Below are 16,282 nucleotides of genomic sequence, written 5' to 3'. Positions count from 1 at the left end.
GGCAGCGTTCGCCACCGACCCAAGGCGGGACAGTGCGTCGGGCAGTGGCGCCAACGAAACTTTGCCCTATGCTGGCGTCCTATGCAGCGCGAGGCCAGATGAACCGCGAGACCAGTCCGCCGTCCCGTCCACCCCGCCTGCTCGCCGGGATCGGCCTGCTCGCGTCCCCGACCGAGGCCGCGCAGGCCGCCGCCGAACTGCTCCGCGCGCGTTATCGCTGGGGCGACGCCGATGAGGCCGCCACGCTCGTTGCGCTGGGCGGGGACGGCTTCATGCTCCACACGCTCCACGCCATGCTTGAGGCCGGCACCCCGCGCCCGGTGTTCGGAATGAACCGCGGCACGGTCGGTTTCCTGATGAACGAGTGGCGGCTCGACCGGCTCGCGCAGCGGATCGCGCTCGCCAAGGCAATCGAGGTCACCCCGCTGACGATGACCGCGACGACCACCAACGGCAAGATCATCGCCCGCCCCGCAATCAACGAAGTCTCCCTGCTTCGCGAAACCCGCCAGACCGCGAAGATCGAAGTCTCGGTCAATGGCCGCGTCGTGCTTCCCGAACTGGTCTGCGATGGCGTCCTGGTGGCGACGCCTGCGGGGTCCACCGCCTATAACCTCTCCGCTCATGGCCCAATCCTGCCGCTCGCGGCAAAACTGCTCGCGCTCACCCCGATCAGCCCGTTTCGCCCGCGCCGCTGGGCCGGCGCCATCCTCCAGGATGATGTCATGATCCGCTTCCGCGTGCTCGATCCGGTCAATCGCCCGGTGTCTGCCGTCGCCGACCAGTTTGAAGTGCGCGACGTCGCGACGGTCGACGTGTGCCTGTCGAAAGGCCCCAAGCTGACCTTGTTGTTCGATCCCGAACACGCCCTCGACGAGCGCATCGCGATGGAGCAGTTTGCGCATTGAGGGTTGCGCTGGAAACTACCGACGCTAAGGGGGGGTTACTTCGCAAGCATCGTTCCCCGATAGCTCAGCGGTAGAGTAGGTGACTGTTAATCACTTGGTCGTTGGTTCGAATCCAACTCGGGGAGCCATTTTTTTCACAAGCCACCGAAAGCAGGAAAAGCGGACCCCGGACCTAATCCGGGGGAGCGTTCCTGCTTGAGAGATGGCGCGTGCCGGCCGACCGGCGCGGAGCGACCGGATCGACGTCACGGATTTACTCCGTGACGGCGCCCCGCTTTCAATCCCCCGTCGCCGCCATCAGGCTGGCATTGCCGCCCGCCGCCGTCGTGTCGATGCAGGTCACCCGCTCGGTCGCGAAGCGCGCCACATAATGTGGGCCCCCAGCCTTGGGCCCGGTTCCCGACAATCCCTCGCCGCCGAACGGCTGGCTTTCGACCACCGCGCCGATCTGGTTGCGGTTGACGTAGAAATTGCCGACCCTGGCATTGGCCTCGACATAGGCGCGGGTCGTGTCGATCCGGCTCTGCAACCCCAGCGTCAGGCCAAAGCCGGTGGCATTGATCGCCTCGACCACCTTGTCGAGTTCGCCCGACTTCCACCGGATAACGTGAAGGATCGGCCCGAAATGCTCCCGATCGAGATCGGCGAGGCTGTCGATCTCGTACATTGCCGGGGCAACGAAGTAGCCCGGCAGGTCGGGCAGCGCCAACTTCGCCAGCAGCTTGGCCTTGGCGTCGAGCTCGGTAGCATGGGCCTCGAGCGCCGCCTTGGCCTCGGCATCGATCACCGGCCCGACATCGGTCTTGAGGTCGCGCGGATCGCCGATGGTGAGCGCCCGCATCGCCCCGGCAATCATCGCCAGCATCGTGTCGGCGACATCCTCCTGCACGAACAGCACGCGCAACGCCGAACAGCGCTGGCCAGCACTCTGGAACGATGACGCAATGACGTCACGCGTAACCTGCTCGGGAAGCGCAGACGAATCGACGATCATGACATTCTGGCCACCGGTCTCGGCAATCAGCGGAATGATCGCCCCGGGCCGCTCGGACAGCCCGCGATTGATCGCGCGCGCCGTGTCGGTCGATCCGGTAAAGGCGACCCCAGCGACCAGCGGATGGCTGGTCAGCGCCGCCCCGATGCTGCCGTCCCCCGGGACCAGTTGGACGATATCTTGCGGAATCCCCGCCTTGTGCATCAGTTCGATCGCCAGCGCCCCGATCAGCGGGGTCTGCTCGGCCGGCTTGGCCAGCGCGGCATTGCCCGCGGCGAGTGCTGCGGCGACCGGGCCGATGAAGATCGCCAGCGGGAAATTCCACGGACTGATGCAGGCGAATACCCCGCGACCATGAAGCCGGAGCTCGTTAAGCTCCCCCGTCGGCCCGGGAAGCACCGTCGCCTGGCCAAATTTACTGCGCGCTTCTGCGGCATAAAAGCGCAGAAAATCAACCGCTTCCCGCACTTCCAGGATAGCATCTGGCAAGGTCTTGCCGGCCTCTCGGGTGCACAGCGAGAACAGCTCTTCGCGATGCTCCTCGAACTGGTCGGCCGCGCGATCGAGCAACCGCGCCCGGGCCGGTCCGCCAAGCGCATCCCACCGCCGCTGCGCCCCGTGAGCGGCCTTGGCAGCAGCATCGACATCGGCCAATGTGGCGTCCCTGATCTCACCCACGACATGCCTTGGATCGAACGGCGCAACGACCGTGCGGGGTGCTGTCCCCTGCCCCACCGTCGGTGCACCGGACCAGTGCCGTTTGCCGAGGAAATTGACCGTGTCCGAGCGTGTTGCCATGACCAGCGGATCCGACAGGTCGCAGCCGGCACTATTGCGCCGTCCGGGCCCGAAGATGGCGTCGGGCAAGGGGATCGCCGGGTTGCGCCGGATCGCCAGCGCCGACAGCTCGGCCACCGGGTCACGGACCAGCGCGTCGAGCGGCACCTGCTCGTCGGCGATACGATTGACGAAGCTGGAATTGGCGCCGTTCTCGAGCAGCCGTCGGACGAGATAGGCGAGCAGCTCCTTGTGGCTCCCGACCGGCGCATAGATGCGCACCGGGGTCTGTGGCTCGCCACGCTCGCGCTCGAGCCGGGCGAGTTCCTCGTACAGCCCCTCGCCCATGCCATGGAGCCGCTGGAACTCGATCGGCGTTCCTTCGGCCAGCGCCTTTACCGCGCCGATCGTATTGGCGTTGTGGGTCGCGAAGGCCGAATAGATTACGTCATCCGCCGCAAGCATCGCCTTGGCGCAGGCGAGGTAGGACACATCGGTCGCGACCTTGCGCGTGAACACCGGATAATCGCTGAAGCCCGCAACCTGCGCCGCCTTGATCTCGCTGTCCCAATAGGCGCCCTTGACGAGGCGGACCATAAGACGCCGGCGATGCTTGCGGCCGAGTTCGGCAACCCAGTCGACCAGCGGAACGGCGCGTTTGCTATAGGCTTGAAGTGCGAGCCCGAACCCGCCCCAGCCATTGGTGAACAGCGCGTCATCGGCCGCAATCGCCTCGATCAGGTCAAGCGACAGCTCGAGCCGATCGGCCTCCTCGGCATCGATCGTGAGGTGCACATCGGCAGCGCTGGCAACTGCGGCAAGTTCGCGGAGAACCGGCAGGATTGCTGCCTTGGCGTCCTCGGCATGGGTATACTCATAACGCGGGTGGAGCGCCGACAGCTTGACAGAAATCCCGGGCGACTTGCGAAATTCGCCCTCCGCGGCCGCCGCGATCCGGGCCAGCGCACCGCGATAAGACTGGGCGTAGCGCGCGGCATCCTCGTGCGTCCGCGCCGCCTCGCCGAGCATGTCGAAGCTGTGGCTGATCCCTCTGACCTGCTCGGGCCGGGCATTGGCTAGCGCCTCGTCGATCGTGCGCCCGAACACAAATTGGCCGCCAAGGATCTTCATGCCCTGCGCCACCGCCGTGCGAATGACCGGTTCGCCCAGCCGCCCGACTGCGCGTCCCAGCGACGCACGCCACCCCTCGCTGCGGTCATTCGCGCCGTCGAGCACCTTGCCCGTCAGTAGCAATGAAATCGTCGCGGCGTTGACGAAGGTCGAACGGGTCCCGCCTAGCTTCTCCGCCCAGTCCGGCCCAGACAATTTGTCGTGAATCAGGTCGTCGGCAGTGCCGGCGTCGGGGATCCTCAGCAGCGCCTCGGCGAGGCACATCAGCGCCACCCCCTCGTCGCTGCCCAGGTCATAGGCATGCATAAAGGCATCCAGCCCGGCCGGCTTGTGCGCCCGCACCCGCTCGACCAGCGTCCGTGCAATCGCGGTCGCCACGGGCGCGGCCGAGACGGGCAATCGCGCCTGCTCGATCCGCTCGGCGATCAGCCGTTCTTCGTCAGGCCGATACGCTGCCCGAATTTTGCTTCGATCGATCATCGGCGCCCGCCTAGACGAGCGCGCCGTGGCAATGCTTATACTTGCGCCCCGACCCGCACGGGCAGGGCGAATTGCGACTTTCCGGCTCGGCAAAGGGCGCCGAGGCTCCATCCGCGTTGAGCGGCCCGTCTGGCATCGTCGGCAACGGTGATTGGAGTGGCGGCAGGCTCGACATAAGCGTCCCCGTCCCGGCATCGATGTCATAGCTGTTATCGTCGCCCGACAAGGGGTCGATATGACTGGTGATGAAGTCGGGCAGCTCCATCGGCGCGGGCTCGACATTGATCTGGGCGCGCATCAGGACGCGGGTGACGTCCTCGCGGATCGCAATCAGCAGCCGTTCGAACAACAGGAACGCCTCCTGCTTATATTCGTCGATCGGCTTCTTCTGGGCATAGCTGCGCAGGTGGATGACCTGGCGAAGCGCATCGAGCGTCGCCAAATGCTCCTTCCAGAAATGATCGAGCGTCTGGATCAGGATGCTCTTTTCGACCTGAATCCAGTGGTCGCTCTCGACCGCGCCGACCTTGGTCTCCATGATCTGGTCGGCACCGGCCTGAATCCGCTCGGCGATCATGTCGGGCTCGACTGATTCTTCCTGGAGCCAGGCGTCGATCGGCGGGGTGAGACCAAGAACTGCCTCGACACTATCCTTGAGGCCGCCAAGGTCCCATTGCTCGGGATAACTTCCCGGCGGGCAATGGGCGGCGACGATCGACGATATTGTCTCGGCGCGCATGTCGGTGACAACGTCGCTGACGTGATCCGAATCCATGATGTCGGCGCGCTGCTCGTAGATCACCTTGCGCTGATCATTCATGACGTCATCGAATTCGACGACCTGCTTACGGATGTCGTAATTGCGCGCCTCGACCTTTTTCTGCGCAGTTTCGATGGCCTTGGAAATCCACGGCGAAACGATTGCCTCGCCGTCCTCGAGATTTTTGTTCATCAGCCGTGCGAACATCGTCTGCGGGCCGAAGATGCGCAAAAGGTCGTCATCGAGGCTGAGGTAAAAGCGCGACAGGCCGGGATCGCCTTGGCGCCCCGAACGACCGCGGAGCTGGTTATCGATGCGGCGGCTCTCGTGGCGCTCGGTGCCGAGCACGAACAGTCCACCGACCGCCAGTACGCGCGCCTTCTGCTCGGCAACTTCGGCCTTGATGCGGGTGATCGCGGCGTCGCGCTCGGGGCCTTCGGCCATCTCCTTGAGCTCGTCTTCGGTGCGGAATTCGACATTGCCGCCAAGCTGGATGTCGGTCCCGCGTCCGGCCATGTTGGTCGCGATGGTCACCGCGCCCATCGATCCGGCCTGCGCCACAATATGCGCCTCGCTCTCGTGGAAGCGGGCGTTGAGCACTTCATGCTGTATACCGCGTTCATTCAAAAATTCAGACAGCATTTCCGACTTCTCGATCGACACGGTGCCGACCAGGACGGGTTGTCCCTTTTCCTTGCGCTTGGCGATCTCGTCGGCGATGGCGGCGAACTTGTCGGTGATATTCTTGTAGAATTCGTCGTCCTCGTCGACCCGCTGGACATCGACATTGGTCGGAATGGACACGACGTTCATCTTGTAGATATCGAAAAATTCGGGTGCTTCGGTCAGCGCGGTTCCGGTCATCCCCGACAGCTTGGGATACATGCGGAAGAAATTCTGGAAGGTGATCGATGCGAGCGTCTGGTTCTCGGGCTCGATCGCCACGCCTTCCTTGGCCTCGACCGCCTGGTGAAGCCCGTCCGACCAGCGTCGTCCGTCCATCATTCGGCCAGTGAACTCGTCGATGATGATGACCTTCTCGTCCTTGACGATATAGTCGATGTCGCGCTTGAACATCTTGTTGGCCTTGAGCGCCTGGTTAAGGTGATGGACCACCTGCGTGTTCATCACATCATAGAGGTTCTGCCCCTCGATGTGCCCGCCTCCCTCAAGCATCCGCTCGGCCTTTTCGGTGCCTTCCTCGGTCAGCACGATCGACTTTTGCTTCTCGTCGAGTTCGTAATCGGCCTCGACGAAAGTCTTCACGATTGCATCAGTGCTCATGTAGAGCTCGGACTTGTCGTCGGTCGGTCCGGAAATGATCAGCGGGGTGCGGGCTTCGTCGATCAGGATTGAATCGACCTCGTCGACGATCGCGAAATTGAACGGCCGCTGGACCATCTGCTCGCGGCTATATTTCATATTGTCGCGCAGGTAATCGAAGCCAAGTTCGTTGTTGGTGCCATAGGTGATGTCGCTGTCGTAAGCGGCCTTGCGCTCTTCATCCGACAGGTTGGGGATGATCACGCCCACGGTCAGGCCAAGGAAGCGATGGACCTGGCCCATCCATTCTGAATCGCGCTTGGCGAGATAGTCGTTGACCGTAACGACATGGGAGCCTTTGCCGGGGAGCGCGTTCAAGTAGGATGCGAGCGTCGCGACGAGCGTCTTGCCTTCGCCGGTGCGCATTTCGGCGATCTCGCCGCGGTGAAGCGTGATGCCGCCAATCATCTGCACGTCATAGTGGCGCTGGCCGAGCGCGCGCTTGGCGGCCTCCCGCACCGTGGCAAAGGCTTCGGCCAGGAGGTCGTCGAGCGTCTCGCCATTGGCCAGCCGTTCGCGAAAGCGCAGCGTCTGGTTCCGCAACTGCTCGTCGCTCATCGCCGATATCGTCGGCTCGAAGCCGTTGATCGCGTCGACGGTCTTGCCCATCCCGCGGACGTAGCGGTCGTTCGACGATCCAAAGATATTCTTGGCAAGGGCGGAAAACATAGACTTCCTCTGGGAGACGCGGGTGCTCGGTCGCGGTCGGGCGTGACAAATCGCTCGCCCAATCAAGGCGAAACGCAAGAGCCGGGGATGTAGGGTTGGCCCCCGCCTTAGTCAATTCGGGCGGGGGCCGCCGTGGCTTAAAGTTGGGCTTCGATCCACTGCTGGATCTGGCTGCGCGGCGCTGCGCCGACCTTGGTCGCGACCGGCTCGCCATTCTTGAACAGCAGCATCGTGGGAATTCCGCGGACGCCATATTTGCCCGGGGTCTCGGGGTTCTCGTCGATGTTGACCTTGACGATCTGCAGCTTGTCACCGAGCGCACTCGAAATTTCCTCGAGTGCAGGAGCGATCATTTTGCACGGGCCGCACCATTCGGCCCAGAAGTCGACCAGCACGGGGGTCGATGATTGAAGCACGTCGGTCGCGAAGCTCTGGTCGGTGACGGCTTTGGTAGCCATGGCTAATACACTCCAAATCTGGGGTTGGGCCCGCATATGGGGATCATTGCCCCGCCACTCAACCGGCAAGCGGCACGAGGCTAGGGATCGCGGTGTAGAGCAGGGCGGCTTCGATGCGGTGGTTGGGGAAAATGACGGCCAGTGCATCGCGGTAGGCGGCGAGTTGAAGCGACGCGCTTGGAGACGGTGCCCCGGTCTTGAAATCAATCACTCGGACGAGGCCTTCGGAAACCAGCAAGCGATCGACGGTTCCGGAAATTACCCTGCCATCAGAGAGGGTTGCGGCGATCGGGGCTTCGGCGAGCGAGGTCGGGCCGAACAGGTTTTCGAAGCGCGGATCGTCGATGATTTCGAGCGCAGAATGTACCATTTCTTCGCGCGCTAAACTGTCATCGATTCCTGAGCGGGTGAGCCAGGCTAGCGCGGCCGTTCGGCGGTCGGCCGAGGGGGTTTGGGGCAGACGTTCGAACAGGCCGTGGAGCAGAGTGCCACGGCGAGCAGCGGCAATCTGGGCCGGGCTTGGCGGCGGGGCGACGTCGCGGTCCTCGCCCAGCGACGACGGCGCGAGCGGACGGACCGGACGCGGTTCGGGGGGGGCTTCGGCGCGGAGCCAGTCAGGCTCGGGAACCGGTGGGATGACTGGGGCGGATCGCGACTTGCTCGCTAGCCCGATCGCGCGATTGGTGCGGTGGATCAGCCGGCCGCGATCGTCGGGTTCGACCCCCAGCCCGATCAGGGCGCGACCGACGCGGACGTGCCAGCTGTCGTCGGCAAGTTTCCTTGGCATCGCGCCGGAAATGATCAGCCGCTCCGCAGCGCGGGTCAGCGCGACGTAGAGCAGGCGCCAATGCTCCTGAAGGTCTCGCGCCTTCGACTCTGCGGCGATCGCCGTGAAGGGATCGAGCATTTCGGCGGCGGTGGGGCGGACAACCGGAACCGCGCCGTCATCAAGGGGCAGGTCGATGAATCGAGAGCGGCCCATGTTGGCGGGGTCGGCGGTCGCGTCGGCCAGGATCACCACCGGTGCCTCAAGCCCCTTGGCGCCGTGGACGGTCATGACGCGAACGGCGTTGGTTGGCGCCGAGGCGTCGCGCTTGACCTCGATGTCGCCCGCTTCGAACCAGGCGAGGAAGCGGTCGAGCGAAGCGATTTCGGTCCGTTCAAATTCGAGCGCGGCGGCGACCAGCTCGTCGATCGGGTCACGCGCCGCTTCGCCGAGCCGTGCCAGCAAGGACCGGCGGCCATCGAGCGGCCCCGACAGGATCGTCTCAAGATAGCGCGCCGGGGTGACGAAATCGGCCATTCGGAGGAGATCGGCAAGCGCGGCCACGGTCGTGGCGGCGGTTGGGTCGTCGCGCCCTGCGTCCTGCAACGCGCTCCACAGGGACTGGCGCTCGCCACGCGGCTGGGCGAGGTCATACAGCCTCTGCTGGTCCCACCCCATCAGCGGCGACACGAGCAGCCCGGCAAGGTTGAGGTCGTCGAGCGGCTGGACCGCGAAGCGCACTGCGGCAACGAGATCCTGCACAGCCAGCGGCTTGTGGAGGTGAAGCCGATCGATCCCCGCCACCGGCACGCCGGCGCTGAACAGCCGGGCGACCAGCAATGACGTCAAATCCTTGCGGCTGCGGACGAGGATCATAATGTCGCCGGCGCACAATGGCCGCTTGGTCGACGACATTAGCGGCGCCTCGTCGAGCAGCGCCTTCACTTCCCCGGCAAGGTGGGTGGCATAGGCCCGGTCCGCATCGCTGATCCAGCCTTCCTCGCCGTCGGCATCGTCATCGGACTCGCCGACTTCGAAGGCCGGCCAATGGTCGACCTGGCCCGGCCAGCGGTCGTGGGCCGCGCGATGGAGGTTGGGCCGGTCGTCGAGCCCCATCTGGTCGTGGCCCACTTCACGGATGACGGCATCGACCAGTTCGAGGATCGCGGGGGCCGAACGGAAGCTGGCGTCGATCGACAGGTCGCGAAATTCGCGCGCCAAGCGCGGGCCGCCGCTGTCAGCCTGATCTTCCGCCTCGATCAGCAGCGATGCGCGGTACCGGACGCTGTCGCGCATTCGGCCGAATTCGGCGGGGTCGGTGCCCTGGAAACCATAGATGGCCTGCTTGAAATCGCCGACCATGAACAAGGTCCGCCAGCGCTGTTCGGCCTCGCTGGCGCCGGAAAAAAACTCACCCGCCAACGCATCGACGATCTGCCACTGGTCCCGATTGGAATCCTGCGCTTCGTCGACGAGAATATGGTCGGTCCGGCGATCAAGCTTGTAGCGCACCCATTCGCCCATCCCTTCGCGTTCGAACAGGGTGCGGGTCCAGCGGATGAGGTCATCGAAATCGGCGACCCCGGCAGCGCGCTTGGCGGCGGTGTAGGCGGTGGCGAAGGCGGCCCCGGCACGAAGACCGGCGGCCTGGACCGCGACAAGTTCGGCAGCGCGGCGGAAGCCGAGCAGTTCGCTGTGCCACTCGTGAAATTCAACGACGAGAGTCTCGTAGTCGGGTTCGGCAGCAATCTGCTTGGGCGAGACCTTGCACGGCTCACCCTTTTGAGTAACGATATTTTTGTTCAGCTTGTCAAGTGTTTGTGCCCTATCATTCATCTCGCTTGCGAGCCAGTTGGTGAGATTAGCGACAATCTCATTGGCTTTGGCGAGACCCCAAGCGCGGTTCGCGGCGATCAGCCGGTCGAACAGGCCGGTGTCGATGAAGTCATCGCCACAACGCTCGACGATTAGCTGCTCGATATCCCCTTCGGGCAAGCCGACGGCAGCGCGAAGCATGGGCTCGGCCGCCGCAGGATCGCGCGCCGTGATCGCCGGGGCGTGGGCGCAGCGCATCAGATATTTGACGGTATCTTCTTCGCCCAGGCGCATCGACAGCCGGGCGATGTCGGCGCCCAGCGTGCTCGTCGGATCGTGTTCGGCAGCGGTCAGGAGATCGGCCAGCGTGCGGGTGGCAAGCTCACTTTCCGCGCGACCCTCGATTGGCTGGAAGCCGGGGCTGATCCCGGCCTCGGCAGGGAAGCTGGCGAGCAGGGTCTGGGCGAAGGCGTGGATGGTTTGGATTCGCAGCCCGCCCGGCGTTTCGAGGACGCGCGCGAACAGGCGGCGAGCGCGCTGCAAGGCGGGCGGATCGTTGGCCTCGCCCAGCGCGAACAATTCATGGCTCAGTCGATTGTCGGGTAGCCGGACCCACGCGGCGAGCCGGTCACCGATGCGGTTGGCCATCTCGGCTGCGCCGGCCTTGGTGAAGGTCAGGCACAGGATCGCTCCCGGGCCGACGCCCTGGAGCAGCAGGCGAAGCACGCGCGCGGTGAGGACCTGGGTCTTGCCGGTTCCGGCCGAGGCCGACAGCGCGGCATGGGCGACGGGGTCGGCCGCCGCCGCCTGATCGCCCTCAAGGCGCGGAAAAGGGGTAAAACGACGCGGCATGGGAATGAGACTAGCAACTTCCCCTGCCCGGCGGATAGCCTTAGAGTATCGCAAAATCGTTTCAGGAGCAGTTATGGCCGTCAAGGACGACAATGAGAGCGAGCGCAATTCGACCCTGTTGAAGGCGGGATTTGCCGCCGGGATCGGGTCGGCGGCGATTGCTGCAGCGCTGCTCTATGTCACACGCGCCAAAAAAGCGAAGAAGGCCAAGGGATCGCCGCCGCCGACCGATTGAGCGGCTAGTTGCGGCCGTACCATTCCTCGAGCCGCATCAGCTGGTCGTAATCCTCGTACGGCGCATAGGCGGGGTTGAGCTTGGCGGTGAAGGGCTCGTTACCGGTCAGCCATCGTGCAGCAGCAATAGTGAACTGGCGTTCGGCGCGTTCGAGGAAGGCTTCGGCACCAAGCTTGTCATCGGGCGTGCTGCGCCGGCCGAATGTGTCCTTATTCTTGGCGAGCGACCAATATTCATGGGCGCGGGGTTCACCGGCGATCTTGTCGAAGCCCCCTGCGCGGGCAATCAGGCCGAGCAGGCCGAGTTGCAGCGCGAAGCCTGCATCGACGGCCTTGCGCGGTGGTGCCTTGCCGGTCTTGTAGTCGATGATCGCCAGCCCGCCGTCAGGGAGCAGGTCGATGCGGTCGACCTTGCCGAACAATCTGACCCCGGCGATGTCGGTCTCGCCCCAGATCTCGGCGGCTTTGGGGCGGCGGCCGGCGGCCTGGAGCTTCTCCTCCTCCTCCGCAATCCATTTGATCGCCTCGATCAGCCGGGGTTGCCACAGCGCGCGCAGCATCGGGTGGATCGCGTCGCCCTCGACCAGCGCCTGCGCCCTGGCGAGGAGGGTCGAGGGGTTGCAGTCATCTTGCTTCTGCCACTCCTCGAGGATGTTGTGGACCGCCGTCCCCTTCCACGCCGCGCTATGGTCGGCGTCGAGTGGGTCGAGCGGGCGGAGGCGGAGGATCGCCTTGGCGTAGAAGGCGAAGGGATCGGCCTGGAGCCGGTCGAGATCGGTCACCGCGATCCGCGTCGGGCGCGCAGCGAGCGGCGGACGCGGCGCTGGCTGGTCGACCGGGGTCGGCGGGCCCGTGGGGCGATCGATCGCGGCGGCGAGCCGCTCCAGCCGGTGATCGCGGGCGATGCCCCCGGTCATCGCCTGGAGCCTGAGCCACAGCCGTGACGGGACCGTCGGCGAACGGCCATCGCGGCGGGCGCGGGTGATCAGCACGCGCGGGGCGCCGAGCGCGCTGGCGAAGTCATGCGCGGCAAGCCCGGTGACGACGTCGAGCGTCGGCAGCCCGAGATTGGCGCGGATGCGTGGGGCGAGCCACGGGTCGGGGCTGGAATCGGCGGGCCAGCTGCCCTCGTTAAGCCCGGCAAGGATCATCAGGTCGGACTGCTGGAGCCGGGCTTCGAGCAGGCCGAGGATCTGGATCCGGGGATGACCGCCGAAGGGTGGTCGGACGGGGCGATCGTCGAGCAGCTGGCGAAGCAGCGGGACGGCGTCGGAAGGCGTGATCGGGGTGAAGGCGGCGCCGGGAGCGGCCTCGATCTCGGCAAGGAGTTCGGCGGCGAGGCGGCCAGCGGGGCCACGCCACGCGGCATCGCCGGCGAGCGACGACGCGCACTCACGAAGCCGCGCGGCGAGGATTGCGAGGGTCGTGGCGCCGTCGAACAGGGCGGTGAGCGGAGCGACGCGCGGGCGAAGCGCGCTCCATGCCGCCTCGACCTGAGCGATTGGCGGGGTCTTGCGCGGTTGAGCGAGATGATCGTCGAGTCCGGGTAGGCCAGCGGCGGGACGGGGCCCGCGAAGCGCGAGGTCGAGGGTGCGGACCTGGTCGAGCCAAGCGGCGCGCTCTGCCCCCTCCCCGCCGACCAATGGGTGTTTGAGCAAGGCAAGCAAGGCGACCGGGGCGAGCTGCTCGGCGGCGGCGGCGGTGAGGCCAAGGAGCAGCGTGCCGGGTGCAGCCTGCGACAAGGGCGTGCCTGCGCTGTCGTCGGCGGCGATGCCCCAGCGAAGCAGGATCGACGAGACGCGCGAGGCCAGCGCGCGGTCAGGGGTGACGAGAGCAGCCGTCTGGCCGGGGATCTCGAGCGCCTCGCGGAGGGCGACGGCAATGGTCATCGCCTCGCTGGCGGGGTCGGCGAGTTCGGCGGCGCGGATCCCGGTCAGGCGCCGCTCGCGCGGGGGTAAGGCCGACCATTTTTCGGAGAAATCAGCCGCGGTCATGGCATGCATCACCGCACGGCTCCGAACGGCAGAGGATGCGGCGCGACCGGCGCTGCGCCAGCGCTGGACTTCGGATCGCGCGACCCCGACGAGATCGAGCAGCGCTTTGAGATGATATTGCGGGTGAGTGACGTCACCGGCGCGGTCGTCGTGCGGGCCGAGCGCATCCCATTCCTCGTCGGGCATGGCGTCGGCGAGCGCGAGTGCGGGCAGGACCAGGGCGCCCTCGGGTAGGCGTGCGACCCGGGCGAGCAGCGCCGCGACGGCGGGGGCGGTGGTGGCGATTCCGGCGGCGATGGTGAAGCCGGGCGGTGGCGAGACGCTCCAGCGGTCGGCAGTCGCGCGAAGCATCAAGTTGCGGCGCGTGGCGAGGTCGATTGCGCCGCGTGCCGCGAGGATGGCAGGCCAGCGGTCGAGGATCGCGCGAAGGCGGCTCAGCGAGTCCTGCCAGTGGTTGGCCAGTTCGGGGGCGTCATTGGCTGCTTCGACAAGACGCGCCGGTTCGACCTCGGCGATGATCAGCTGATCGAGGGTTCGGGCGAGGTCGGCGGCGAGGCGGAGGCTTTCTGCAGCGCTCTCGCCGAGCTCGCGGACGAGATTTGCCAAGGTCAGCAGCCTGTCGAGTGGGTCGACGGCGGGCGGAAGCGACGTCTCGAGCGGGTCGAGCGCGGCGCCGATACGATCGGCCAGCTCGGGATCGCCGATCGGGATCAGGCGGGGCAAGACGAGGCCGTTGCCGCTGGCGCGAACGAACGCCTCGGTCACGGTACGGACGGCGCGGTTGGTGGGGAGCAGGATGCGGCCACGCGCGAGCGCCAGCGGCTCGTCGCCGAACCGCGCAATCAGCCCGGCGGCGAGCGCATCGGCAAAGCTGCGATGCGCCGGGATGGTAAAGACCAGCGGATCCCCCGGAACCCTGCGTTCGGGCCAGGCCTCGAGCCGGGTTTCAGACTTGGGCAAGCGCATCCTCGGTCGCGCGAATGGCGGGCGGCGAACCGACGTCGAACCACAGGCCCTGGTGGACGGCACCATAAAGGCGACCTGCGGCGATGGCGCGATCCCACAGGATGTTGGTCGAAAAGGGCCCCTCTGGCGCGCCTTCGAGCAGGCATTTCGCCATGATCTGGATGCCGGTAAAGACAAACGGGGCGATGCGCGCCTTGCCGCGGCGGCGAAGGCGGCCCGCTGGGTCCATGTGGAAATCGCCCAGCCCGCCATGATTGCCGGCGCGGGCGTGGGGCACGAGCAGCAGCAGCGCGTCCATCTTGCTCGCATCCCACTGCGAGGCGAGCAGGCGCAGCGTGTCGGCCGGGCCGTCGACCCACAAATTGTCGCTGTTGACCGCGAAAAAGGGATCGCAGTCGATCAGCGGCGCCGCCTTGACCAGCCCGCCGCCGGTCTCGAGCAGTTGCGCGCGCTCGTCGGAAATCGCGATGTCGAGATCGGTGCGGCCGCGCAGATGGGCTTCGAGCGCGTCGGGCAGATAGTGGACGTTGACGACGGCGCGCTCAACCCCGGCCGCGCGGAGGCGGTCAAGGACATGGTCGAGCAATGGCTTGCCGGCGACTTCGACCAGAGGCTTGGGCCGGGTCGCGGTCAGCGGGCGCATTCGCTTGCCCAGGCCAGCGGCCATGACCATTGCGGTGCGCGGAACGTCGGTCGCGATCTTTGCGCGGACCGAGAGTGCGCGAGTCATGCCCACGCCTCGGGACGACGCTTCTCGGGCGGAACGTTCGTGTCGAACCAGGCGCGCAAGGCGGCAAGGCCGGGGTGCGACAGGTCGCGTTCGAGCAGGCCCCACATGCGTGTCTGAAACTCCATGTAATGCGGCTTTCCGTCGCGCTTCCACAGGCGGGTGAAGACCCCGATGATACGGGTGTTTCGCTGTGCGGCGAGCGCCCAGTAGGCGGCTTCGAACCGATCATCGGCGCCAGTAGCGGCGGTATAGCGGTCGATCATCTGGCGCTCGATTTGGGGCGAAACGTCGCGGCGGGCGTCTTCGAGTACCGAGCACAGGTCATAGGCAGGGTGACCGGCCAGCGCGTCCTGGAAATCGAGCAGGCCGAAATGGGCGATGCCTTCGCGCCCATCGAGCAGCATGATGTTCTCGGCATGGTAATCGCGAAGCACGGTGACGGGGCCGAGGCCGTCCGCGGCGATGGGGGCGAGCGCGTCGTGCCACAGCTGGCGGAACTCCTCGCGATCGATGTTGAGGCCGGTTGCAAGGGCGTACCAGTCGGGGAACAGCATGAGCTCGTCGAGCCACTGGTCGAGCCCGTGGGGCTTGAGGCCGGGCATTGGCGCACGGTCATGCAGATGAACGAGGACGTCGGTCGCGAGGGCATAGAGTGCGCCCTCGCGATGGGGCGCCGCGTCGAGCGTCTCGCGCAGCCTGGAGTCCCCGAAATCGCCGAGCAGGAGGAGTCCGGCGTCGAGGTCGCGGGCGAGGATCGGCGGAGGGGTCAGCCCGGCCTCGCCCAGCCAGTCGGCAACTGCCGCGAACGGGCGCGGATCCTCATGCGGCGGGGGCGCGTCCATCAGCACCGCGGTGCGGCCTTCGTCGACGATGCGGAAGTAACGGCGGAACGAGGCGTCCCCGGCGAGCGGCAGGATGCGCGCCCCGCCCCAGCCGTTTGCGGCGAGGAAAGCAGGGGCACCCGGGGGCGGAATCATGGGTGAGACTGGGGCAGCGGCCATCGCCCTTCCCATGACGGCGGGACCTTGGCTGTCAAGCGCCGCGCGGCGTTATCGATCGGTTCAAGCGACAGGCCGAGCGCGTGGGGCCATGCGCCGGGCGCGCGCTCGGGCCATTCGACCAGCAGCGCGCCATGGTCGAGGATTTCGTCTAGGCCGAGTTCGGGGAGTTCGGACGGATCTTCGATGCGATAAAGATCGGCGTGCCACACCGGCAGCGACAGGTCGTCGTAGGGCACGACCAGCGCGAAACTGGGGCTCGGCACGTCACGGCTTTCCCCGAGCGCGAGCAGCAGGGCGCGGGCCAGCGTGGTCTTGCCGGCGCCGAGCGGGCCGGTCAGCGTCACGACGTCACCCGGACGAAGCGCGGCGGCGAGCGCGGCGCCGAATGACTGGGTCGCGGCTTCATCGGGCAGGATCATTTGGC

At 66.2% G+C, this 16,282-nt stretch carries 10 protein-coding genes and 1 tRNA gene; 3 read left to right on the top strand and 8 right to left on the bottom strand.

Annotated features, from left to right (window positions below; genetic code table 11):
• Positions 1 to 98: 98 nt before the first annotated feature.
• Both U1700_RS07470 and U1700_RS07465 read left to right on the top strand, forming a co-directional pair.
• Positions 99 to 908, top strand: a complete 810-nt coding sequence (locus U1700_RS07470; RefSeq protein WP_332751581.1) for an NAD kinase — start codon at positions 99 to 101, stop codon at positions 906 to 908.
• A 53-nt stretch (positions 909 to 961) separates the two neighbouring features.
• Positions 962 to 1,036 (top strand) — tRNA-Asn (locus U1700_RS07465).
• Positions 1,037 to 1,185: 149 nt separating this feature from the next.
• Here U1700_RS07465 and putA read toward each other — a convergent pair.
• From putA to addA, 4 genes are all read right to left on the bottom strand, one after another.
• Entirely contained in the window at positions 1,186 to 4,290 is a 3,105-nt protein-coding gene (gene putA, locus U1700_RS07460) for a bifunctional proline dehydrogenase/L-glutamate gamma-semialdehyde dehydrogenase PutA (RefSeq protein ID WP_332751579.1), read from the bottom strand.
• Positions 4,291 to 4,300: 10 nt separating this feature from the next.
• Positions 4,301 to 7,042 (bottom strand): preprotein translocase subunit SecA, encoded by a 2,742-nt coding sequence (gene secA, locus U1700_RS07455; protein ID WP_332751578.1) that lies wholly within the window; start codon positions 7,040 to 7,042, stop codon positions 4,301 to 4,303.
• A 137-nt stretch (positions 7,043 to 7,179) separates the two neighbouring features.
• On the bottom strand, positions 7,180 to 7,500 hold the full coding sequence (trxA, locus tag U1700_RS07450; protein WP_332751576.1) for a thioredoxin TrxA: 321 nt from the start codon (positions 7,498 to 7,500) through the stop codon (positions 7,180 to 7,182).
• Positions 7,501 to 7,558: 58 nt separating this feature from the next.
• Positions 7,559 to 10,933 (bottom strand): double-strand break repair helicase AddA, encoded by a 3,375-nt coding sequence (gene addA / locus U1700_RS07445; RefSeq protein WP_332751575.1) that lies wholly within the window; start codon positions 10,931 to 10,933, stop codon positions 7,559 to 7,561.
• A gap of 73 nt (positions 10,934 to 11,006) precedes the next feature.
• On the opposite strand from addA, the gene U1700_RS07440 reads away from it, so the two are divergent.
• Positions 11,007 to 11,168 carry a hypothetical protein gene (locus U1700_RS07440; protein ID WP_332751574.1) on the top strand — a complete coding sequence of 54 codons (162 nt, stop codon included), beginning with the start codon at positions 11,007 to 11,009 and terminating at the stop codon, positions 11,166 to 11,168.
• A gap of 4 nt (positions 11,169 to 11,172) precedes the next feature.
• Here the strand turns inward: U1700_RS07440 and addB are convergent, their stop codons facing one another.
• Genes addB through tsaE form a run of 4 tightly spaced genes read right to left on the bottom strand, consistent with a single transcriptional unit; the run spans position 11,173 to position 16,277 of the window.
• Complete coding sequence (gene addB, locus U1700_RS07435; RefSeq protein ID WP_332751573.1) at positions 11,173 to 14,121, bottom strand: double-strand break repair protein AddB; 2,949 nt, start codon at positions 14,119 to 14,121, stop codon at positions 11,173 to 11,175.
• Positions 14,108 to 14,857, bottom strand: a complete 750-nt coding sequence (locus U1700_RS07430) for a nucleotidyltransferase family protein (RefSeq protein WP_332751571.1) — start codon at positions 14,855 to 14,857, stop codon at positions 14,108 to 14,110. Before U1700_RS07430 ends, addB begins: the two co-directional genes overlap by 14 nt.
• Positions 14,854 to 15,834, bottom strand: coding sequence for an aminoglycoside phosphotransferase family protein (locus U1700_RS07425; RefSeq protein ID WP_332751569.1), 981 nt, complete (start codon positions 15,832 to 15,834; stop codon positions 14,854 to 14,856). The genes U1700_RS07430 and U1700_RS07425 overlap by 4 nt, the downstream gene beginning before the upstream one ends.
• Entirely contained in the window at positions 15,831 to 16,277 is a 447-nt protein-coding gene (gene tsaE, locus U1700_RS07420; protein ID WP_332751566.1) for a tRNA (adenosine(37)-N6)-threonylcarbamoyltransferase complex ATPase subunit type 1 TsaE, read from the bottom strand. The genes U1700_RS07425 and tsaE overlap by 4 nt, the downstream gene beginning before the upstream one ends.
• Positions 16,278 to 16,282 lie beyond the last annotated feature (5 nt).

The sequence above is a fragment of the Sphingomonas sp. RB1R13 genome (genome assembly GCF_036663775.1).
Lineage (GTDB): Bacteria > Pseudomonadota > Alphaproteobacteria > Sphingomonadales > Sphingomonadaceae > Sphingomicrobium.
Note: the sequence above shows the minus strand (reverse complement) of the source record. Positions and strands in the feature narration are given on the sequence as shown.